Annotated in this window: 19 protein-coding genes; 9 read left to right on the top strand and 10 right to left on the bottom strand. The window is 40.1% G+C overall.

Annotated elements, in window-relative coordinates; genetic code table 11:
- Genes ilvN through ilvA form a run of 3 tightly spaced genes read left to right on the top strand, consistent with a single transcriptional unit; the run spans nucleotide 1 to nucleotide 3298 of the window.
- Nucleotides 1-528 carry an acetolactate synthase small subunit gene (gene ilvN / locus BLP81_RS04220; RefSeq protein ID WP_093366084.1) on the top strand — a complete coding sequence of 176 codons (528 nt, stop codon included), beginning with the start codon at nucleotides 1-3 and terminating at the stop codon, nucleotides 526-528.
- A gap of 11 nt (nucleotides 529-539) precedes the next feature.
- Complete coding sequence (ilvC, locus tag BLP81_RS04225; RefSeq protein ID WP_093366086.1) at nucleotides 540-2036, top strand: ketol-acid reductoisomerase; 1497 nt, start codon at nucleotides 540-542, stop codon at nucleotides 2034-2036.
- Nucleotides 2033-3298 carry a threonine ammonia-lyase gene (ilvA, locus tag BLP81_RS04230; RefSeq protein WP_093366088.1) on the top strand — a complete coding sequence of 422 codons (1266 nt, stop codon included), beginning with the start codon at nucleotides 2033-2035 and terminating at the stop codon, nucleotides 3296-3298. The genes ilvC and ilvA overlap by 4 nt, the downstream gene beginning before the upstream one ends.
- Nucleotides 3299-3578: 280 nt before the next feature.
- Here the strand turns inward: ilvA and leuB are convergent, their stop codons facing one another.
- The 4 genes from leuB to BLP81_RS04250 form a co-directional block, all read right to left on the bottom strand.
- The gene (gene leuB, locus BLP81_RS04235; RefSeq protein ID WP_093366090.1) at nucleotides 3579-4694 is read right to left on the bottom strand and encodes a 3-isopropylmalate dehydrogenase; all 1116 of its coding nucleotides are present in this window, start codon (nucleotides 4692-4694) and stop codon (nucleotides 3579-3581) included.
- Nucleotides 4695-4836: 142 nt separating this feature from the next.
- A complete protein-coding gene (gene leuD, locus BLP81_RS04240; protein ID WP_093366092.1) occupies nucleotides 4837-5442 on the bottom strand; it encodes a 3-isopropylmalate dehydratase small subunit in 606 nt (201 codons plus the stop codon).
- A gap of 1 nt (nucleotide 5443) precedes the next feature.
- Nucleotides 5444-6826, bottom strand: coding sequence for a 3-isopropylmalate dehydratase large subunit (gene leuC / locus BLP81_RS04245; protein WP_093366094.1), 1383 nt, complete (start codon nucleotides 6824-6826; stop codon nucleotides 5444-5446).
- Between the two features lie 15 nt (nucleotides 6827-6841).
- Entirely contained in the window at nucleotides 6842-8017 is a 1176-nt protein-coding gene (locus BLP81_RS04250; RefSeq protein ID WP_093366096.1) for a 2-isopropylmalate synthase, read from the bottom strand.
- Nucleotides 8018-8162: 145 nt separating this feature from the next.
- On the opposite strand from BLP81_RS04250, the gene BLP81_RS04255 reads away from it, so the two are divergent.
- On the top strand, nucleotides 8163-9707 hold the full coding sequence (locus BLP81_RS04255; protein WP_093366098.1) for a hypothetical protein: 1545 nt from the start codon (nucleotides 8163-8165) through the stop codon (nucleotides 9705-9707).
- Here the strand turns inward: BLP81_RS04255 and BLP81_RS04260 are convergent.
- Nucleotides 9704-10150: an Lrp/AsnC family transcriptional regulator gene (locus BLP81_RS04260; protein ID WP_093366100.1), complete on the bottom strand. Its 447-nt coding sequence runs from the start codon at nucleotides 10148-10150 to the stop codon at nucleotides 9704-9706. The two genes, BLP81_RS04255 and BLP81_RS04260, sit on opposite strands and share 4 nt — an antisense overlap.
- A gap of 118 nt (nucleotides 10151-10268) precedes the next feature.
- Between BLP81_RS04260 and BLP81_RS04265 the strand changes: the two genes are divergently transcribed.
- Nucleotides 10269-11843, top strand: coding sequence for an asparagine synthase-related protein (locus tag BLP81_RS04265; RefSeq protein WP_093366102.1), 1575 nt, complete (start codon nucleotides 10269-10271; stop codon nucleotides 11841-11843).
- Between the two features lie 53 nt (nucleotides 11844-11896).
- On the opposite strand, the gene BLP81_RS04270 is transcribed toward BLP81_RS04265, so the two are convergent.
- Nucleotides 11897-13492 carry an NAD(P)/FAD-dependent oxidoreductase gene (locus BLP81_RS04270; protein WP_093366104.1) on the bottom strand — a complete coding sequence of 532 codons (1596 nt, stop codon included), beginning with the start codon at nucleotides 13490-13492 and terminating at the stop codon, nucleotides 11897-11899.
- A gap of 234 nt (nucleotides 13493-13726) precedes the next feature.
- Here BLP81_RS04270 and BLP81_RS04275 point away from each other — a divergent pair, with 234 nt between their 5' ends.
- A complete protein-coding gene (locus BLP81_RS04275) occupies nucleotides 13727-14188 on the top strand; it encodes a YehS family protein (RefSeq protein WP_093366106.1) in 462 nt (153 codons plus the stop codon).
- 246 nt (nucleotides 14189-14434) lie between these two features.
- Here BLP81_RS04275 and BLP81_RS13750 read toward each other — a convergent pair whose 3' ends face one another.
- The 4 genes from BLP81_RS13750 to BLP81_RS04295 form a co-directional block, all read right to left on the bottom strand.
- Nucleotides 14435-14599 (bottom strand): hypothetical protein, encoded by a 165-nt coding sequence (locus BLP81_RS13750; RefSeq protein ID WP_245686408.1) that lies wholly within the window; start codon nucleotides 14597-14599, stop codon nucleotides 14435-14437.
- A 114-nt stretch (nucleotides 14600-14713) separates the two neighbouring features.
- The gene (locus BLP81_RS04285; RefSeq protein WP_093366108.1) at nucleotides 14714-14941 is read right to left on the bottom strand and encodes a VF530 family protein; all 228 of its coding nucleotides are present in this window, start codon (nucleotides 14939-14941) and stop codon (nucleotides 14714-14716) included.
- A gap of 11 nt (nucleotides 14942-14952) precedes the next feature.
- Nucleotides 14953-16212: a DEAD/DEAH box helicase gene (locus tag BLP81_RS04290; protein WP_093366110.1), complete on the bottom strand. Its 1260-nt coding sequence runs from the start codon at nucleotides 16210-16212 to the stop codon at nucleotides 14953-14955.
- 152 nt (nucleotides 16213-16364) lie between these two features.
- Entirely contained in the window at nucleotides 16365-17252 is an 888-nt protein-coding gene (locus tag BLP81_RS04295; RefSeq protein ID WP_093366112.1) for a phospholipase A, read from the bottom strand.
- Between the two features lie 207 nt (nucleotides 17253-17459).
- On the opposite strand from BLP81_RS04295, the gene BLP81_RS04300 reads away from it, so the two are divergent.
- From BLP81_RS04300 to BLP81_RS04310, 3 genes are read left to right on the top strand one after another with little or no spacing between them, the layout of a single operon-like run.
- The gene (locus BLP81_RS04300) at nucleotides 17460-18059 is read left to right on the top strand and encodes a SatD family protein (RefSeq protein WP_093366114.1); all 600 of its coding nucleotides are present in this window, start codon (nucleotides 17460-17462) and stop codon (nucleotides 18057-18059) included.
- Nucleotides 18056-18772, top strand: coding sequence for a DUF3307 domain-containing protein (locus BLP81_RS04305; RefSeq protein WP_093366116.1), 717 nt, complete (start codon nucleotides 18056-18058; stop codon nucleotides 18770-18772). The genes BLP81_RS04300 and BLP81_RS04305 overlap by 4 nt, the downstream gene beginning before the upstream one ends.
- A 53-nt stretch (nucleotides 18773-18825) precedes the next feature.
- Nucleotides 18826-19614, top strand: coding sequence for a dienelactone hydrolase family protein (locus tag BLP81_RS04310; protein ID WP_093366118.1), 789 nt, complete (start codon nucleotides 18826-18828; stop codon nucleotides 19612-19614).
- The last annotated feature ends 78 nt before the right edge of the window (nucleotides 19615-19692 follow it).

Raw genomic sequence — 19692 nt, forward strand, 5'->3', positions numbered from 1 at the left:
ATGGAAGAAAATAAAACCTATACGATTTCAATTTACACTGAAAATAATATTGGCTTACTCAACCGGATTTCGGCTATTTTTCAGCGTAGACATATCAATATTGAAAGTATAAATTCATCGGTTTCTGAAATTGAAAACATATCAAAATGGACCATTGTGGTACAACTGACAGAAGAGCGGATGAAAAAAATTATCGGCCAGATAGAAAAGCAGGTGGAAGTGATTAAAGCTTACTACCATAGAGAAGATGAAATCATCTATCAGGAATCATGTCTGTTTAAAATTAAATCAGAATTGCTTTTTGAAGAACGTCAGATTCAAAACATAATCAAAGAAAGCAATGCCAATATTGTTACGGTCAACAAAGAGTTTTTTGTACTGGAGAAGTCAGGGAGAAGTGAAGAAATAGAACTGCTGCATCGAGAATTGAAAGTTTTTGGGATCATGCAACTCACGCGTTCCGGACGTATCGCCGTATCTAAAGAAGAAATGAAAATAAGTAAAATGCTGGAAGCATTTTCAAATTAAACCACATTAACATGTCAAATTATTTTAACAGACTTTCCTTAAGACAGCAATTAGAGCAATTGGGTAAATGCAGATTTATGCATTCTTCAGAATTTGAGGATGGTGTAAAAGCTTTAGAAGGTAAAAAAATAGTCATTATTGGTTGTGGGGCTCAGGGGCTTAACCAGGGCTTAAATATGAGAGATTCGGGCCTGGATATTTCCTATGCTTTACGCCAGGCAGCGATTGATGAAAAAAGAGAGTCTTATAAAAACGCCAAAGAAAATCATTTTGAAGTTGCTACGTATCAGGAATTGGTTCCTAAGGCAGATTTAGTCTTGAATTTAACCCCCGATAAACAGCATTCCAGCGTGATCAATTCTGTGATGCCCCACATGAAAAAAGGATCAACACTAAGTTATTCCCATGGCTTTAATATTGTAGAAGAAGGCATGGAGATACGCAAAGATATCACGGTCATTATGGTAGCTCCAAAATGTCCAGGCACGGAAGTTCGTGAAGAATATAAAAGAGGCTTTGGGGTGCCTACACTTATTGCGGTTCATCCGGAAAACGATCCGGAAGGCAAAGGTTTGGAGCAAGCTAAAGCCTATGCTGTGGCTACAGGCGGGCATAGAGCAGGAGTCTTGGAGTCTTCTTTTGTGGCTGAGGTAAAAAGTGATTTGATGGGCGAGCAAACTATCCTTTGCGGCCTGTTACAAACCGGAGCTATTTTATCCTTTGATAAAATGGTAGAAGAGGATATCGAGCCAGCTTATGCGGCGAAATTGATACAGTACGGCTGGGAAACCATTACTGAAGCTCTTAAACACGGAGGGATCACCAATATGATGGATAGACTTTCTAACCCCTCAAAGATTAAAGCTTATGAGCTTTCCGAAGATTTGAAAAGCATTTTGCGACCTTTATTTGAAAAGCATATGGACGATATCATTTCAGGCCATTTTTCTGAAACCATGATGAAAGACTGGGCAAATGATGACGCCGATTTGCATACATGGCGAGAACAAACCGGGGAAACCGCTTTTGAGAAGACCACATTAACCTCTGAAGAGATTGGTGAACAGGAGTATTTCGATCATGCGGTACTGCTGGTTGCTTTCGTTAAGTCTGGTGTCGAACTGGCTTTTGAAACCATGATAAGCGCCGGGATTATTGAAGATTCTGCGTATTATGAATCTTTGCATGAGCTACCCTTAATCGCGAATACTATTGCAAGAAAAAAATTATATGAAATGAACCGGGTTATTTCTGACACGGCAGAATACGGTTGTTATCTGTTTGACCATGCCGCCAAACCTTTACTTAAGGATTTTATGGCTACCCTGGATACCTCAGTCATAGGAAAGGCTTATTCGGAAGGAAATCAGGTGGATAATGTCAAACTCATCAGGGTAAATGCTCAGATAAGAAATCACCCCATTGAGCATGTGGGTAAACGTTTGAGAACGGCCATGATCGCCATGAAAGCAGTAAAATCTGTGAAGAATGAAAAGACATTAATATGAAGCTAGAAACAGCATATGTTCCGGAGCTTGATCATGTCAAAACTGCTGCGGAGAAACTTAAAGGCATTTCTACAGTGACTCCGTTAAGTCTGAATTTGAGATATTCCAAGCAGTATGAGTCTAAAGTATATTTCAAAAGAGAAGATTTACAGCAGGTAAGGTCTTATAAAATTCGGGGAGCTTATAACAAAATGTCTTCGCTTACCCAAAAAGAAGCAAATCAGGGGATCGTTTGTGCCAGTGCGGGAAACCATGCGCAGGGCGTTGCGATTTCGTGTAAACTATTAAAGATCAAGGGAATTATTTTTATGCCTTCGCCCACGCCAAACCAGAAGATTGAGCAGGTTAAAATGTTTGGCGAGGAATATATAGATATTGTTTTGGTTGGCGATAGTTTCGATGATGCGTACTCCTCAGCTATGAAACAGTGTCTGGAGGAAAACAAGACCTTTATTCATCCCTTCAATGATCCCAAAGTCATCGAAGGTCAGGCTACCGTCGGTTTGGAAATACTGGATCAAATCGAAAATAACCCGATCGATTATGTGTTTCTCCCTGTGGGAGGTGGAGGTCTGGCTTCCGGATTGTCTCAAATGTTTAAAATTCTTTCCCCTAAAACCAAAATCATAGGGGTAGAGCCAAAGGGTGCACCTTCCATGTCCAATTCTATCAAGAATGATAAAAATATTGAGCTGGGAAAGATTGAAAACTTTGTGGACGGCGCTGCTGTGAAACGCGTAGGGGACCTTACCTTCTCCATCGCTAAGGAGAATCTTCACGATATGATTACGGTGGATGAGGGACATATTTGTCAGACCATTTTAGATCTTTACAACAAAGAAGCTATTGTTGCTGAACCTGCAGCAGCACTGAGTATTGCTGCGCTAGAGCATTATGCTGAGGAAATCAAAGGGAAAACAGCGGTTTGTATCATCAGCGGGAGCAATAACGATATCACCAGAACGGCAGAAATCAAAGAAAGAGCTATGCTTTATGCCGATTTGAAGCATTATTTTATCGTGAAGTTTCCTCAGCGCGCAGGTGCTCTGAGACAATTCGTGGCTGAGATTTTAGGGCCTAAAGACGACATTACCTATTTTCAGTACACCAAAAAGACCAACAGAGAAAACGGTGCCGCGGTGGTTGGCCTGGAATTAAAATCCAAAGACGATTTCGAACCTCTGGTTCAACGGATGAAGGACAATAATTTTTACGGGGATTATTTAAATAACAAGCCGGATTTATTTCAATTTTTGGTTTAAACCCCAGATATAAAAGCTTAAAAAAATAATTACAGAATAGCATTGGCCTAAACTAAATCAGGTGAAAAGATGGATATGTATTGCAACGAACAGCTTAAAAACCTAAGGCCAAACCTCGGTCGATTTTTTGACAGATTTTTTCCTGAAACGGGTTGACCAAAAATCATGCATTTAATTCAGGAACACCAAGAAAGACCAGAAACCGCTTTGCGCAAAATAAAACACCAGACTTGAAGATTTCAAACTGGTGTTTTAAGTGTTAATAAAAGTAAATCATGTTCTAAATAATGGTGGATTGCCCGATATGGATATTAGAAAAATTATGATTGGAGTCTGATGGATTACTTATAAAATCAGCGATAAAATCACCGACTTTGGAGGTGGTCATACGTTCATGCCTGACCCCAAGGTCTGGCGTGGTGATACCGAGTTTTAGCGATTTTTCAACGGCGCCTTTAATCATTTCAGCTTCTTCAAATAATCCAAAATGTTCCATGAGCATTGCCGCTGAGAGTATAGCTGCAATAGGGTTGGCTATTCCTTTACCTGTAGCCTGGGGATAAGATCCATGGATGGGTTCAAACAAGGCGTGTTTTGCTCCAATAGACGCTGAAGGTAAAAGTCCAATAGAACCTCCAATCACACTGGCTTCATCGCTTATAATATCGCCAAACATGTTTTCGGTTAGAATGACATCAAATTGCTTTGGATTTAGAATCATCTGCATGGCTGCATTATCCACATATAAAAAATCCAAGGTGACTTCCGGATAGGATTTAGCCAGTTCAGTGACCGTTTTTCTCCATAATCGAGACGTGTCCAATACATTGGCTTTATCGATCAAAGTGACTTTTTTACGTCTTTCCATCGCTGCTTTAAAAGCTAGATGGCTAATACGTTCAATTTCAGAAGTAGAATACTCACAAAGGTCAGAAGCATAACTGCCATCCTCAGCAGTTTCTTTTTTGCCAAAATAAACTCCCCCGGTCAGCTCCCTGTAAATGCTTATATCTACACCTTTGATAAGATGTCTTTTTAAGGGAGAAAAATCCAGTAAGGCTTCAAAAGCCTTTACAGGTCTAATGTTAGCAAACAAACCTAATTCTTTTCTTAGTTTTAACAAACCCTGCTCTGGACGTACATCCCCTTCTGCATTATCGTATTTGGGATCGCCAATAGCGCCAAATAATATCGCATCACTGCTTTTACAAAGTTCCAAAGTCACATCGGGTAGAGGAGCCCCTGTTTTGTCTATGGCAATAGCTCCTACATCTGCCTGCTTGAAAGAAAATTGATGATTGAATTCCAAGGCTATGGCGTTCAACGCCTTTATAGCTTGTTCCGTGACTTCAGGTCCAATTCCGTCTCCGGGTAATACTGCAATTTTTAGTTTCATGTGTAAAGATGTATAAAATCAATATTATGTTTTGGGCGTTGCCCCTCCCCCCCAAAAACTTTTTTTGGGGGGAGGAGGTCGCGCTTTCACTACTCGCTTTTTTTCTTCAGAACAAGAAGAAAAAAGAGCTCAAACAAACCGTTCAATCGCTAACGCGAGCTAATTCTTGTTGTTTCTCGAACAGTTCAATTTCAGCTCTTTTACTCAATAAAAAATCGATATCATCGTATCCGTTGATAAGGCAGGTTTTCTTATAACTATCTATTTCAAAATGTTCTTTATCTTCTGAAGGCTTACCACTGATGTACTGGTCTTCCAAATTGACTTCAATTTTGGTTTGCGGGTGTTCTTGAACCGTCTTCAGTAAAACATCCAGAAATGCTGGACTCACCTGCACGGGCAAAACACCGATATTGAGAGCATTTCCTTTAAATATATCTGCAAAAAAACTGGAGACAATCACTTTAAAACCATAATCGCTTAGTGCCCAGGCGGCATGTTCACGGCTGGATCCACATCCAAAATTGTGGCCAGCAATCAAAATTTGTCCGCTATAGCGATTGTCATTTAAAACAAAGTCAGCATTCAAACTTCCGTCTTTCTGGTACCTCCAGTCTCTAAAGAGATTATCTCCAAAACCCTCACGACTGGTCGACTTCAAAAAACGCGCAGGAATAATCTGGTCTGTATCCACATTTTCATGGGGCAGAGGTACGGCCGTTGAACTTAGGCTTATATACTTTTCCATCTTAGTTCAAAAATTTTGTAAGGTCTACTATTTTTCCTTCTATCGCTGTCGCCGCTGCCAAAAGCGGACTGGCCAGCAATGTTCTGGAACCCTGTCCCTGTCTTCCTTCAAAGTTTCTGTTGGAGGTCGATACACAGTATTCACCGGCTGGAATCTTATCCTCATTCATAGCCAGGCAGGCACTGCATCCGGGCTGGCGTAATTCAAAACCGGCTTCAGTAAAGATGGCTTTTAAGCCTTCGGCTTCAATCTGCTGTTCAACCTGCTTACTGCCCGGAACCAGCCAGGCTGTTACATGTTCAGCTTTCTGCCTGCCTTTTACAAATTCTGCAGCTACTCTAAAATCTTCAATTCTGGAATTGGTACAGCTTCCTATAAACACATAGTTTACGGGTTTGTGAATCAGGGATTCTCCTTTCTTAAAATCCATATACTTCAGAGATTTTTCAAATGAAGCATCATCCCGGCTGGGAATATTTTCACTGACTTTGATACCCATGCCCGGATTGGTGCCAAAGGTGATCATGGGTTCAATATCCTCCGCATCAAAAGCGTATTCTTTATCAAATTCAGCCTGGTCATCGCTAGGCAGACTTTTCCAGTACGCAAGTTTAGATTCCCAGTCCTCGCCTTTAGGCGCAAACTTTCTTCCTTTTACATAAGCAAAGGTAGTTTGGTCGGGTGCGATCATTCCGCCACGGGCTCCCATTTCAATGCTCATGTTGCAGACAGTCATTCGTCCTTCCATGGACATGTTTTCAAACACCTCTCCGGCATATTCGCAGAAGTAACCTGTTCCGGCATTGGTGCCAATTTTTGAAATGATGTACAAGATCACATCTTTTGGTAAAACTCCCTTTCTTAATTTTCCATTGACAGTAATTCTCATGCTTTTAGGTTTTGTAAGCAGTAAACACTGACTTGCAAAAACCTGTGCGACCTGACTGGTGCCTATTCCAAAAGCTATACTTCCGAAGGCCCCATGAGTGGACGTATGGGAATCTCCACAAACGATGGACATTCCAGGCTGGGTAATGCCAAGCTCCGGCGCCATGACATGAACAATACCATTGTATTTATGACCTAATTCATACAATCGAATCCCGTTCTTCTCACAATTTTCAGAAAGCTGTGTCAGTTGTTTTCTGGATAACTCATCTTTAACAGGAAGGTGCTGATCTTTGGTGGGCGTATTGTGATCTGCTGTGGCAACCACCTGCTGAGGTCTAAAGAGAGGAATCTCTCTAAGCTCCAGTTCTCTAAAAGCCTGAGGACTAGTGACCTCATGAATCAGGTGTTTATCTATATACAGAATTTGAGGGCCGTTTTCTATGGAGTGAACCCTATGGGCATCCCAAACTTTATCGAATAAGGTTTTACTCATAAAACTCGTTTTGGCTTAAGCTGATTTTATCTCACGATAAACTCTGCTTGTTTCTATGATTTGATGAATGTCATTATCGTTTACTTCCTTGCGCTGATCTGCAAAATTTAAGAAGTTAAGATAGACCTCATCCAGTTGTAGTTTAGTCAGATTATAGCCAACATTCTTGGCTTTATAAGCCAGTGCGGCACGTCCGCTTCTGGCAGTTAGTACAATAGCCGATTCGGTAACACCAACATCTGCAGGGTCTATAATCTCGTAGGTGTCTCGTCTTTTTATGACGCCGTCCTGATGAATGCCTGAACTATGCGCAAAGGCATTGGCACCTACTATAGCTTTGTTGGGTTGAGGCGAAATTCCCATGTGTTTGGAAATCAGCTGACTGATAGTAAAAAGGTGTTTTGTGTTGATACTGGTATCAAAATTCAGGTAAGGGTGTTGTTTTAAAATCATCACCACCTCTTCCAAGGCGGTATTTCCTGCACGTTCTCCGATGCCGTTGATGGTACATTCTACTTGTCTGGCACCATTGATAATGGCTTCAATAGAATTGGCAGTTGCCAGCCCCAGGTCATTGTGGCAATGACAGGAAATGATGGCCTTATCTATGTCTTTGACATGCTCTTTTAGGTATTTTATTTTAGCTCCGTATTCGTTTGGTAAGCAATAGCCTGTGGTATCGGGAATGTTTAAGACTGTTGCACCCGCTTTTATGGCAGCTTCACAAACCTTGGCCAGGTAGGCATTATCTGTTCTTCCAGCGTCTTCAGCATAAAATTCCACATCTTCTACAAATGATTTGGCATACTTTACAGCTGCATAAGCGCGTTCTATGATTTCTGCTCTGTTGGATTTGAATTTATATTTGATGTGTGAGTCTGAGGTGCCTATCCCGGTATGTATTCTTGGCTTTTTGGCAAAGGCTAGGGCTTCAGCAGCAATTTTGATATCATTCTTTACAGCTCGACTCAAACCACAGACGGAGGCATTTTTCACAAGCTTAGAAATCTCAGCAACAGATTCGAAATCTCCCGGACTTGACATGGGAAACCCCGCTTCAATAACATCAACACCCAGCTCATCGAGTTTTTTAGCGATGATCAGTTTCTGCTCTGTATTCAACTTGCAGCCAGGAACTTGCTCTCCATCTCTTAGCGAAGTGTCAAAAATTTCAACTTTATGAGGTGACATATCAAATTTATTTATAAGTTTCACTTTCAAAACTATAGATAGCTTAGGTTTATGCATAATCAGTTTTTTGACATTTTACGATGTTCAATACTTTTTAATTAAATTAAATGCCTAATAATCAGTATTATAAGAAAATAATTCAGTGATGATAAGAGATCAAAAAGACAACTTATTTTTACTGATTAAGTCGTTGACGAAGTCCGAAAAGCGTCAATTCAAGCTTTATGTAGGGCGAATAGAAGGAAATACAGATGCCAAATTTTTAAACTTATTTAATTTTTTAGATAAATCTCCAAAATATAATGAGAAAGAAATTTTGGATACTGGCTTTGTTAAAAAACAACAATTAGCCAACGTAAAAGCACATTTGTATAAGCAAATTTTAATCAGTTTAAAACTCAATCCATTACATCAAAACCTGCGTTCTCAGGTTCGGGAACAAACAGAATTTGCGACTATTCTCTATCATAAAGGGCTCTATAAGCAGAGTCTGAAGATTCTCGATAAAGCCAAAGAACTGGCATTTACCCATGAGGAAAAGACCTTGGTTTATGAGATTGTGGAATTGGAAAAACTTATCGAGTCGCAATATATTACCAGAAGTATTGAAAGCCGGGCAGATGACTTGATCGATCAGTCCAATTCGGTAAGCGAACTCAATATTATTGCAGGGCGGCTTTCCAATTTATCCCTAAAACTTTACAGCATCATACTCAAATCCGGTTACGTCAAAAGCGATGAGCAAAAAATTGAAATTCTCAATTATTTTAGACAAAACTTACCGGAGTTTGATATTAAAGACATAGGATTTAGAGAAAAGTTATGGCTTTATAACTCCTATTTATGGCTGAGTTTCCTGGTACAGGATTTTTCAGCCTGTTATAAATATTCGAAAAAATGGGTAGAGCTGTTTCAAGATTTCCCAAAGATGATTTCACTTAATCCCGTATGGTATCTTAAGGGAAATCAATACCTTTTGGAGTCCTTGTTTTTTATTCAGGACCACAGACGGTTTGAACTGGTGATGGAGGAGCTTGAAGCTAATATCCAGGATAAATCCTTTCCCAAAGATGATAATATAGAAGGGCTCGTATTTTTATACCTGAATACGGATAAACTGAATTTATGTTTTATGAAAGGTCTTTTTGATGAAGGGCTTGCTCTTGTGGATAACATCCAAAAAGGGATCAAACGCTTCAAAAATAGAATTGATGAGCATCATATCATGGTGTTTTATTATAAAATAGCCAGTTTGCACTTTTGTGTGGGAAATAATAAAGAATGCATTCGATTTCTGAATTATATCATCAACAACAAATCCTTGAGTATGAGGGAAGATTTGATGTGTTTTTCGAGAATTTTAAGCCTTTTTGCTCACTATGATGCAGGAATGGATTATCATCTGGAAATCCAATTGAGAAGTACCTACAAATTTTTAATGAAAATGAATGAACTCAACGAAGTTCAAACTGAAATCATTACATTTCTGAAAAAATTACCGGATATCTATCCGCATGATGTCAAAGCAGCTTTTGAATCCGTGCTTATAAAACTGAAAAAGTATGAACATGATCCTTACGAACGCAGGGCTTTTTTATATTTAGATATCATTTCCTGGCTGGAAAGCAAAATCAATAATGTACCTGTAGATCAAATTATACGGAATAAATTTTTGGCAAGAAATGCTTAGAATTCAATTTCTCTTGTAAAGGTTTGTTCCAGACAAATGAAGGTCTCCGTTCTGGCGACGCCATCTATCGTCTGGATTTTATTACTCAAAACTTCGGTAAGATGCTTATTGTCTCTGCAGACCACTTTTATCAATAGCGAAAAATTACCCGTGGTATAATTGCATTCTACAACTTCATCAATTTCAAGCAGGGCTTTGCTCACCGTTCTGTAAATATTGGCTTTGTTGAAATAGATCCCGATAAAACTCTGAGTCTGATATCCCAGCTGGTAAGTATCGATCAAACTCTTGGATCCTGTGACAATTTTCTGGTCTTCAAGCTTTTTAAGACGCAGATGTACCGCTGTAGGACTCATATTACAGGCATTTCCAAGCTCTTTTAAGGAAGCTTTAGCGTCCTTACTTAATATATTTAAGATTTTCCTGTCAGTTTGGTCTATCATCTTTATATTTTTTAGTTAAAAGCTAATTTAAAACTTATTTTTAATATTTTAAGCATATGTATTGATTTATATTAAGTAATATGCCTTATTTGCTTTATATAATTTAAATTATTTTATTATGTGTGGAATATTTGTTGCCATCGAAAGTCCTAAATCAAGTGAGTTTTTAATTGACGAGTTCATGAAAATAAAGCATCGTGGACCAGACGCTTCAGACTTTAGAAGTATCAGGGAAAATACCTATTTTGGCTTTCATCGTTTAGCCATCAATGGTTTGACCCCAAAAGGTAATCAGCCTATGTATAAAAATGGAGTCTGGCTGGTGGCAAATGCAGAAATATTCAACTTTTTGGAATTAGCAGCAAAATACGATATCAGGTTAGAAACAGGTTCCGACTGCGAAATTCTTATCGATCTCTATAACTTGATAGGTGAGGAGCAAATGCTTCAGGAGATAGACGGTGAGTTTGCTTTTGTTCTTTATGATGAAGCTAAGGACTTTTACATCGCCGCCCGAGATCATCTTGGTGTGAGAGGCATGTATATGGGATATCAAGATGCCGGGATTTATTTTGCTTCAGAAAGCAAGGCTATTGCTTTTACTAAACAGCTCAACCAATTTCCTCCGGGTCACTACTGGAACTCTTATACAGATAAAATTACCCCTTATTTTACTCATGACTATCAGGCTACAGCATTTACTGAAGAGGAATACTGCCTGCGGATCAATACACTCCTTACCGAATCTGTAGAAAAACGGATGATGAGCGAACGCCCTTTAGGCTGTTTGCTTAGCGGTGGATTGGATAGTAGTCTGGTAGCAGGAATTTTGGCCAGAAAACTCAAAGAAAAAGGAAAACAACTGGAAACCTTTTCGATTGGTCTGGAAGGAAGTCCAGATATCACAGCAGCCCAGAAAGTTGCAGATCATATTGGCAGCAAACATCACAGCATCGTGTGTACCGAACAAGATTTTTTGGATGAACTGGAACATACCGTTTATATGCTTGGAAGCTATGATGTAACAACGATTAGAGCTTCGGTTGGACACCAGTTGGTTTCCAGATACGTCAGGGATCACTCCGAGGTGAAGGTCCTGTTCTCTGGTGAAACGGCCGACGAATTTGGGTCTTACCTGTATTTCCAGAACGCCCCGGATTCAGTTAGCTTTCAGCAGGAATCCATCAGGTTGTTAAAAGATATCCAGTTTTTTGATATGAAACGAGGCGACAGATCGATTTCCAGTGCAGGCCTGGAAGCCAGGGTTCCTTTTGCTGATAAAGCTTTTGTGAAATTCTTTATGTCAATCCCTCCGGAACATAGAATGTTCTCAGATCAGAAAATTGAAAAATACCTAATCAGAAAGGCTTTTGAAGGGGAGGACCTAATCCCTAGCGAAGTCTTATGGAGACGTAAAAACGGATTTTCGGATAGTGTGAGCAGCAGGCAGAAGTCGTGGAGCCAGGTGATCAAAGACCACATTGAAACTTTGGTGACCGATGAAGAGTTTCAATCTGAAAAGTTCAAGTATTCACCAGAGCCACCTTCCAAAGAAGCATTCTTTTACCTGAAAACTTTTGAAAAGACTTATGGCTCTCATTTTCAATTAACACCTTACCAGTGGTTGCCAAAATGGTGTGGGGACGTAAAAGATCCTTCTGCCAGAGTTTTAGAAATCTATCAAGCGGATTAATTAGCCAAAATTAGATTCTTAATAAGCGGCCTGTCTTTGGACGGGTCGTTTTTTTATAAGGATATACCAGGATTGGTTTTGGATAACAGTTTAGACACCGCTTCGGCGCAGCGTTCTCCATCAATGGCTGCAGAGATAATGCCCCCGGCATATCCAGCGCCTTCACCACAAGGAAATAAACCCTTCAGTTCAGGATGTTCCAAACTAGCTTCATCTCTTGGAATTCTTACCGGAGATGAGGTTCGGGACTCTGGTGCCAGAATTACGGCATCGGGATGATCAAATCCTTTCATCTTTTGGGCAAACTTCTTAAAGCCTTCACGAAGTCTTTTGGTCATGGCTTTGGGGAAAATCTGGTCCATTTCTACTGAAGTTGTTCCTGGCTGATAAGAGTTTTTGGGTATGGAAGCGGATTTTCGTCTGGAAATGAAATCCTGAAGCCGTTGTGCAGGAACCCGCTGAGTTTCACCAGCCAGCTGCCAGCATTTTTTTTCGATAGCTTCCTGAAATTTTAAGCCTTTTAATGCCCCGTAAATTTCAAAATCAGCTAATTCTTCATCATCGATAGTCACGACAATGCCAGAATTGGCGTAAGGGTTGTTTCGTTTGGAAGGCGACCAGCCGTTGGTTACTACTTCTCCCGGAGTTGTCGCGCAGGGAGCAATGATTCCACCCGGACACATGCAAAAGGAATACACGCCTTTGTTATCCACCTGTTCTACCAGGCTATACGCTGAGGGAGGTAAGTATACACCGCGCTCCGGTGTTTTGTACTGAATCTGGTCAATCAGGGATTGCGGGTGTTCTACCCGAACGCCCATGGCAAAAGTTTTAAATTCTAGTTGAATTTTTTTCTCATCCAAAAGATAAAAAATATCTCTTGCAGAATGACCCGTGGCCAGAATACAGGCTTCTGCATACATTTCACTTTCCCCGTTCACTTCAATGCCAGCAAGGTGATTTTCTTTAATGATAAAGTCGGTAAGCTTGGTTTCAAAATGAATCTCACCCCCATAATCCAGGATGGTTTCTCGCATTTTGGTGATGATGTCAGGCAGCTTATTGGTGCCAATATGCGGATGAGCATCTACCAGGATATCTTCACTGGCGCCGTGTTCTACAAAGGTCAGGAGTATTTTTTTGATGGTTTTTTTATGACCTGAGCGGGTGTAAAGTTTCCCATCAGAATAGGTGCCTGCGCCTCCTTCTCCAAAACAGTAATTGGATTCTGAATTGACCAGATGTTCTTTATTGATTTTGGCCAGATCCCGTCGCCTGGCTCTTACATCTTTGCCGCGTTCTACAACAACAGGTTTCAGGTTTTGTTCCAAAAGCTTAAGCGCTGCAAAGAGACCGGCAGGACCACTGCCAATCACAAGAACTCTTGGCTGGGCTTCGGTCACCTGATGGTATTTTTTTTCTTCAAATTCAGGCCAGATCACAGATTCATCCCTGAGGAAATAAGCAATTCGCAACTGGTATTTGATCTGTCTTGCCCGCGCATCGATTGAACGCTTTATAATTTTAAATTCTGCAAGGTTTTTTACTGATGTACCAATCTGTCTGGCTAGAACTGTTTTTAATTCTTCAGGCTGGTGAGCAACTTCAGGAGTGACTCGTATATCGATGTAATGGGGTTGAGAGGACATAGTTTAAAGTAAAATACAAAGGTAAGGATTTCAGTTTGGTAAAAACTTTAAAAATGCGTGTTGAAAATCTTTCCGCATTATAATTCAACAGTTATTTTTTAAAGCGTTGCCTGGTACTTTATCGAATTTTGATTTAAAAGTTTGAGCATATTTATCATGAAAATCAGTCTCTTTTGAGGAAAGCTTATTTACTTTTGAATTTATTTTAGCCATGCAATCAAATTCTGAATCAAGATGACCAATAACGACGTATTACGCAGACTCCGCTATACTTTTGAATATACCGATTCCAAAATGATGTCCTTTTTTAAACTGGCAGGGGTAGAGGTCAGCAGAGCCGAGGTAAGCGACTGGCTTAAAAGCGATGACGACGAAGCCTTTGCAGAGCTGGACGATAAAAAACTGGCAGCTTTCCTCAACGGGCTTATCATCGCTCACCGTGGAAAAAAAGAGGGTAAAACTCCAGAAAATGAAACCTTTTTGAATAACAATGATGTGCTCAAAAAACTCAAAATCGCCTACGAACTGAAATCCGAAGACCTAATTGAATTATTCCAACTGGCTGGCAAAAAAGTAAGCAAACACGAATTGAGCTCTTTTATGCGACGACCAACTCAGCCTCAATACAGAGAACTGATGGATCAGTACTTAAGAAATTTTCTCTATGGGCTTCAGTTGAAACAGAAAGCGAAGTAAGTGCTTTGGAATTTACTTTAGCTAAAAAAAACTGAAAGGGTCTGGTTTTTTAAGCCAATCACGGTAAGCAGTAATTGGCCTATATGCCGCTGACTGTGTTCAGCAGCATGAAATAAAAGCTGATCAGTTTAGAAGGTAACTCCTACTTCCGACAGGAAGAGACTGGGTCAAATCTGTATCTTTTAGCGTTTTAAAAAAAGAGCAGGCTTTCTTCAATCTTTGCATCCAGCTTGCTCAGTAAAACAGCTAAGTGATTTCATCATTTGCTTTCCCTTCATTTTTTAAGTAAACACACTGGCATTCAGAACATTTTTTGTGTTGAGCATAAGTCATCATTCTGTCGATGACTACAGTAATGTGCTGCAGATGAAATCTTAAGCTGGCTCCTGCAAAGGCAGTGCCCCAGAGCATGGTTTCTTCAAAACCTTCAGGGTATCGATGCGCTTCAAGCTGAGTTTGTATAGGGGTTACAGCAGTGCTGGAATACCTTCTACAGGTCCTCTAAGTCAGTGCCCTGGAGCTGAATCATCCATTGATTTCTCTCTGAAATCTAAGGTACAACTGCTCTACTTTAGTTCTGGCCCAGGGGGTTTTCCGCAAAAATTTTAAGCTTGATTTTATGGATGGATTGTCTTTAAAGCAGCGAATGTTAATTTGCTCTCCAAGTCTTTTCCATCCATAAAAAGCTTCCAAATCTATAAGGATTTGTTCCAGTGTGATTCCGTGTAAAGGATTATTTTTTTGTGTTTCCACAGCCTTTGTGTTTAGCGTCTTGACTTGCTGGAATTTGTTCTTGTCGTTCTGGGTTTATTTCCGGAAGGTCTTGAATTTGAAGAACTTCGAGGTTTTTTACCTCTTTGTTGAGGGTTGAAAGGCTTTGTCGAAGCATTTGGGTCCGGCTCAAAGCCTTCCAAAATATCCATCGGAATTTTGGAACCAATCAATTTTTCAATATCTCTCAAAAACACAGTTTCATCCGCACTTACCAACGAAACCGCAAGTCCGCTGGCACCAGCTCTTCCTGTTCGTCCTATCCTATGCACATAATCCTCTGAAATATTTGGCAGTTCGAAATTGACCACATGCGGTAAGAGAGGAATGTCCAGACCTCGGGAAGCGATATCTGTCGCTACCAAAACTTTCACAGATCCGCTTTTGAATCCTGCGAGTGCTTTGGTTCTTGCGCCCTGACTTTTATTACCATGTATGGCTGCTGCACCAATCTTGGCAGCTTCCAGTTTTTTGGCCAGTTTATTGGCGCCGTGTTTGGTTCTTGAAAACACCAGCACCTGATCCCAGTTGCCTTCCGTAATAAGTTTGATGAGCAAATCTGTTTTTTTCTCCTTAGCCACACGGTAAACCTGCTGTTCGATAGCCTCTACAGTCGTGTTTTCAGGAGTGGATTCCACAGAAATTGGATTCTTTAAAAACTCATTGGCGAGTTTTCGGATTTCTCTTGAGAAGGTGGCCGAAAACAAAAGCGTTTGTCTTTGTTTTGGGATAAGACCCATAATTTTTTTAATATCTCTCAAAAAGCCCATGTCCAGCATGCGGTCGGCTTCATCGAGGACTAAGATTTCAACTTTGCTTAGCGATAATAAGCCCTGATTGTTTAAATCGATAAGACGACCGGGCGTGGCAATCAACACATCCACTCCGTTTCTAAGTGTAGAGACCTGTGATTTTTGATTGACTCCACCAAAAATAACGGTGGATCTTAAATCGACGTATTTGCTGTAGTCTTTTACATTTTGATGAACCTGAGCAGCCAGTTCCCGCGTTGGGGTTAAAATCAATGCGCGTATCGGTCTATTGCGTTGTGGAGGCGTTTGAGATAAGGTGTGAAGCAAGGGCAAAGTAAAGCCTGCGGTCTTACCTGTTCCTGTTTGTGCTGAAGCAAGCACGTCCTTTCCTTCGAGGACGGGAGGTATTGCTTTAGACTGAATGGGTGTTGGGGTATCGTAACCTTGTTCGCTTACCGCTTTGACAAGAGATTCTGAGAGTCCTAATGACTTAAATGACATAAAAAGTGTTTATGAAATGACACTAATTAAATTCAGGCCATTTCTTTATTATTTTGCAAAGGTACGCTTTTAAAGCTGCACGGTATTTTTGATTTTAAATTAGCCGTGCTATCTGCGAAAATATGCATGACTAGGGGCTGGTTTTGAAATTTTTACCAGTCTATAAACGATATGCCAATACCTAAAGTGGTCTGCTTGTGATTATAATCAATTAACGTCTCTCCATAACCTGTAAAGGCCTGAACGTGCAGCCTGAGGTTGGATTTTACAGAGTACATATAATTGATTTCCAGACTTCCTCTATTGAGTTCAGAATCCAGATTGTTTCTTCCAATCACTTGAATGCTGTGTTTATCCAGGTTGTATAGCATTTCAGCCTCCATTCTTCCTACATAGTCACTGATGAGAGGATTATCATCTTTGTCTGAACTTTCCACCCTTATCCAGGGTTTGAGATAGAGTTGAAAGTTATCTTTCTCGAAAGCCACATGAAAAATAAGTCTGTTCCAGCTCCTTGATCTGGGTAAATCTCTACCGTTAGATTTGTGGTTGAACGCCAGTCCTGCCATCTTTAAATCTATACCGAATACATTCAGATTGATAGGAAAATTGACAATGATTTCCGGTTCGTAATTCAATTCACGGAAAGGTCTGGAGATGGGGTCATTGTAAACCTGCCAGTTGGCAAGTTGAGTGTAAGCCAGCCAAATATCACCGTGCCCAAATAGAAAAGATTGAATCAATTTGGTTTTCAGGCTTAATTGAAACTTGGCTTCCACCTGATCATAATTTAAGGGCTCTTTAAAACTGTTTTGTGGATTATTACTTTGTGGAAGTACATTGGGATCATTCGACCATCTTACGGGTAATACATAAATAGGTTTGTAAAATGTGAGCTTAAAGGTCCCGTTTTTATCATCTTCATCGAGTTCCCAGCGTTGAGACATCGTCTTTTTGATGATTTGATCATCACCGAAGACCGATTGTGCATAGGAATTCAATGTAAAAAACAGGAACAGAACTAAATATTCAATTTTCATGAAAAACAGATATGCTGCAAAAATAGAATCTGTAAAAGTCAATCGGACTCATTTAGGTATATTTCTTTAATAAATGTTTTTAAAACGAAATGGATTCACTATAAATGGACAATAATTCGATTCTTAAGTCGAATACTTGAAAATTCGATACATAGATCGAATTGTAAAAAATTTGATATATTAGTCGAATATTATACTAAGTGGACTATGATAGCAATCATTACAGGAGATATTGTCAATTCAAAACAAAATAAGAGTTCCGACTGGCTGGAAACCTTAAAGCTTGCTTTAAATCGATACGGCGAACAACCAAAGGACTGGGAGATTTACCGAGGGGACAGCTTTCAGCTTAAAACGACAGTCGCCAAGAGTTTAAAGGCCTGTTTTTATATAAAAGCCTGTATCAAAGTACATAAATCTCTGGATGTCAGAATGGCTGTCGGAATAGGGGAGACCAAAGGTTCTTCGGGAAAAATAACAGAGGAACAGGGGGAGGCCTTTTACAGATCAGGGCAATGTTTCGAAACCCTGAAAGCAAGTCATCTGGCAGTAGAAACCGGAAATAAACAGGACAATGCTACTTTAAATTTAATGTTAGAACTTGGAGCTCTAACCTTTGACAGGTGGACAAGCGTAGATGCTGCAACGCTAAAAATAGCCCTGGAGTATCCGGCTTATACGCAAAAAGAAATTGCTGAAAAATTAAATAAAGCGGCAAGTACCGTAAGTTTCACACTTCAAAAGACGGGGTATAAGGAAATTTTAAAATTGCTGGAGTATTATAAACACTTAAGCCTGAGCGCATGACCACTCTACTTCTAAAGCTTTTACTCGCTCACTTTTTGGGTGATTTTGTATTTCAGCCCTACAAGTGGGTGAAGAGTAAAGAACGAAAAGCGGTGAAATCAAAATTCTTCTGGTTTCACATAGGGGTTCATTTTTTGCTCATGTTTTTATTTACAGGTTTTGAAACAAGTTTTATTCCAGTGGTTATAGGTATTGGAATCAGTCATTTTGTAATTGATTTACTGAAAATAAAGCTTCAAAACCGATGTTCGGAGATTCCTCTCTTTTTTGGAGATCAGGCTTTGCATCTGCTTGCTATACTAACTGCTGTCGGACTATACTTCACCTGGGACTGGTCAGACCTACTGCAGCTCCAGGACAAATGGCTGGTTCTCATTTTAGCTTTCGTGCTCCTCACCTCTGTCTCCGGAATGATGATGAAAGTCCTGCTCTCGAAATGGGATCTCAATCATTTTGAAGGGGAAGCCCTGGAGAAGGCCGGCTGGTATATAGGGGTTTTAGAGCGATTATTTATCTTCGGGTTTGTTTTTTCGGGGCATTGGGCCGGGATTGGTTTTTTGATTGCGGCTAAATCCATTTTTCGATTTAATGATCTGTCCAAATCAAAAGACAGGAAACTTACCGAATATGTTCTTATCGGTACCTTATTGAGTTATGGTCTGGCCATGCTCATTGCATTCACCTGTCTTCAGTTGTGGTATTACGTTCAGTAAAATTTTCAATTTAAAAAAATAGAATACCTTAGTATAACCCAAATCCAATTCTGATGAAATTACTATTCACTATCCTAAGCCTGGTATGTTCGATGCTTGCTTTTTCTCAAACCGACCTTGATGTTTTGGAACAGTCTCGCAGACATCAGGAGTGGGTGGAATTAGAAAGCAATGGCAGAACCCTGTATAATTTTGTAGCCTATCCTGAGGTACCAGATAAAGCTAAAGTATTTATCGTCATACATGAAAACCGAGGGCTTAATGATTGGGCAAGACGTTTTGCAGACGAGCTGGCAGAAAAAGGATTTATAGCTATTGCTCCGGATTTATTGTCAAATACTTCTGAAGGTATTTCAAAAACAAGTGATTTTAAAAATTCTGATGCTGCAAGGACAGCGATTTATAATCTGGATCAAGACCAGGTCATTTCAGATTTGGACAGGGTTTTTGACTATGCCCAGTCTATAGCTGCCGGAACTGGAGAGGTGTCTGTCATAGGTTTTTGCTGGGGAGGTTCTCAAAGTTTTAAGTATGCGACCCACAACCCCAATCTTGAAGAGGCTTTCGTGTTTTATGGAACAGCTCCTGTAGCGATGGAGGATTTGGTTAAAATAGAAGTCCCGGTCTATGGGTTTTATGGCGGTAGTGATGCCAGAGTCAATTCTACAATTCCCGACACCGAACAGAAAATGAATAGGCTAGGAAAATTTTATACATACCATATTTACGAAAACGGGGGGCATGGGTTTATGAGAAGTGGCGCTCAGCCCAATGCTTCTCCGGAAAATAAAATGGCCAGAGAAAAGGCCTGGGAGGATTTGCTTGGCCTGATTCAATTTTAAGTACAGGTTATCAGTACTTACCAAAGAGGAATTGCATTAAATTGACTTTCGGTCTCCTAAGTAGCTGAATATACCATT

It is taken from the genome of Psychroflexus sediminis (genome assembly GCF_900099815.1).
Lineage (GTDB): Bacteria > Bacteroidota > Bacteroidia > Flavobacteriales > Flavobacteriaceae > Psychroflexus > Psychroflexus sediminis.

Coding starts and splice junctions, on each gene's coding strand:
- BLP81_RS04290 (WP_093366110.1), bottom strand. CDS start 16,212: ATGTCATTTAAGTCATTAGGACTCTCAGAATCTCTTGTCAAAGCGGTA.
- BLP81_RS04275 (WP_093366106.1), top strand. CDS start 13,727: ATGACCAATAACGACGTATTACGCAGACTCCGCTATACTTTTGAATAT.
- BLP81_RS04295 (WP_093366112.1), bottom strand. CDS start 17,252: ATGAAAATTGAATATTTAGTTCTGTTCCTGTTTTTTACATTGAATTCC.
- leuB (WP_093366090.1), bottom strand. CDS start 4,694: ATGAAACTAAAAATTGCAGTATTACCCGGAGACGGAATTGGACCTGAA.
- BLP81_RS04260 (WP_093366100.1), bottom strand. CDS start 10,150: ATGATAGACCAAACTGACAGGAAAATCTTAAATATATTAAGTAAGGAC.
- BLP81_RS04305 (WP_093366116.1), top strand. CDS start 18,056: ATGACCACTCTACTTCTAAAGCTTTTACTCGCTCACTTTTTGGGTGAT.
- BLP81_RS04265 (WP_093366102.1), top strand. CDS start 10,269: ATGTGTGGAATATTTGTTGCCATCGAAAGTCCTAAATCAAGTGAGTTT.
- ilvA (WP_093366088.1), top strand. CDS start 2,033: ATGAAGCTAGAAACAGCATATGTTCCGGAGCTTGATCATGTCAAAACT.
- leuD (WP_093366092.1), bottom strand. CDS start 5,442: ATGGAAAAGTATATAAGCCTAAGTTCAACGGCCGTACCTCTGCCCCAT.
- ilvC (WP_093366086.1), top strand. CDS start 540: ATGTCAAATTATTTTAACAGACTTTCCTTAAGACAGCAATTAGAGCAA.
- BLP81_RS04255 (WP_093366098.1), top strand. CDS start 8,163: ATGATAAGAGATCAAAAAGACAACTTATTTTTACTGATTAAGTCGTTG.
- leuC (WP_093366094.1), bottom strand. CDS start 6,826: ATGAGTAAAACCTTATTCGATAAAGTTTGGGATGCCCATAGGGTTCAC.
- BLP81_RS13750 (WP_245686408.1), bottom strand. CDS start 14,599: ATGCTCTGGGGCACTGCCTTTGCAGGAGCCAGCTTAAGATTTCATCTG.
- BLP81_RS04270 (WP_093366104.1), bottom strand. CDS start 13,492: ATGTCCTCTCAACCCCATTACATCGATATACGAGTCACTCCTGAAGTT.
- BLP81_RS04250 (WP_093366096.1), bottom strand. CDS start 8,017: ATGTCACCTCATAAAGTTGAAATTTTTGACACTTCGCTAAGAGATGGA.
- BLP81_RS04310 (WP_093366118.1), top strand. CDS start 18,826: ATGAAATTACTATTCACTATCCTAAGCCTGGTATGTTCGATGCTTGCT.
- BLP81_RS04300 (WP_093366114.1), top strand. CDS start 17,460: ATGATAGCAATCATTACAGGAGATATTGTCAATTCAAAACAAAATAAG.
- ilvN (WP_093366084.1), top strand. CDS start 1: ATGGAAGAAAATAAAACCTATACGATTTCAATTTACACTGAAAATAAT.